This is a genomic window from Actinoallomurus acaciae (assembly GCF_042429965.1).
Classification (GTDB): Bacteria; Actinomycetota; Actinomycetes; order Streptosporangiales; family Streptosporangiaceae; genus Actinoallomurus; species Actinoallomurus acaciae.
The window spans coordinates 1-865 of record NZ_JBHLZP010001184.1 but is presented as its reverse complement, the minus strand read 5'-3'; the positions used below and the strand labels follow the sequence as shown (position 1 = coordinate 865).

Sequence of the window (865 nt, the reverse complement as noted above, 5' to 3'; positions counted from 1 at the left end):
GAGCGGCCCGGTGAGGGACACGGCGAGCACGGCCGTCGCGACGATCGCCCAGATCCGGCCGGGCCGGGCCGCCGACCGTTCCAGGACGGCCACGACGGCCCAGCCCGCGAGCCCGGCCAGCACGCTCGCCACCACGACCGGTGCCGGGCCGACCGTCTGGGTGCCCTCGCCCATCCGTACGATCAGCGTGGTTCCGGCCACCGGCACCGCCAGGGCCCACACGGTCAGGGCCGCCACGGGTGCGCCGGCCACGGTGAGAAGAAGCCTTCTGATGGAGGTGTTCACGCCGGTCAGCCTGGCCCGGCGCTCCGGCCCGACGCATCGGGCGGGTGGTCGCCTCCGGTCCTGCCCCCGGGGGAGCCGGGTCCGACTTTGGTAGGTGACGGCCCGGCCGTCGCGGAGGCTAGCTTGAGGCCTGTGTGTGAGACCCGACCTCCCCGTCCGGCCGCCGTGGCGAGCATCGTCCTCGTCATCGGCGTGCTCACCGCCGCGTCCTTGTGGGGGCAGGTGGACAGGTCCACGGTGGTCCTGGACATCGCGGTCGCCGCGGTGAGCGTGCCGGTGGCGCTGGCCCAGCTGTGGTGGCCGGCCTCCGGGGCGATCGCCGCCACCGTCCTGGCCGCGGTCTCCCCGGTCGCCACGCCGGCGGCGACGATGGGGGCGCTGCAGGTGGCCCAGCGCCGCCGGTTCCCCGTCGCGGTGGGCGTGGCGGCGGCGGGCATCGCCGCCCACCTCGTCCAGGGCCTGTGGCGGCCCAACTCCGGTATCTCGCTCGGCTGGTGGCTGCTGCTGGTCTGCGTCGCCTACGGCGCGTTGCTCGGCTGGGGAGCGCTGGCCCGTTCCCGCCGCGCGTTGGTCATCTCGC

At 75.8% G+C, this 865-nt stretch carries 1 protein-coding gene and 1 pseudogene; one reads left to right on the top strand and one right to left on the bottom strand.

Annotated elements, in window-relative coordinates; genetic code table 11:
• Nucleotides 1-285, bottom strand: a 285-nt coding sequence (locus tag ACFFNX_RS51505; protein ID WP_378213828.1) for a DUF6069 family protein, incomplete at its 3' end; no start/stop codon positions are given.
• A gap of 132 nt (nt 286-417) precedes the next feature.
• Between ACFFNX_RS51505 and ACFFNX_RS51500 the strand changes: the two are divergent.
• Nucleotides 418-865, top strand: a pseudogene (locus tag ACFFNX_RS51500) (sensor histidine kinase); the annotation flags it as partial.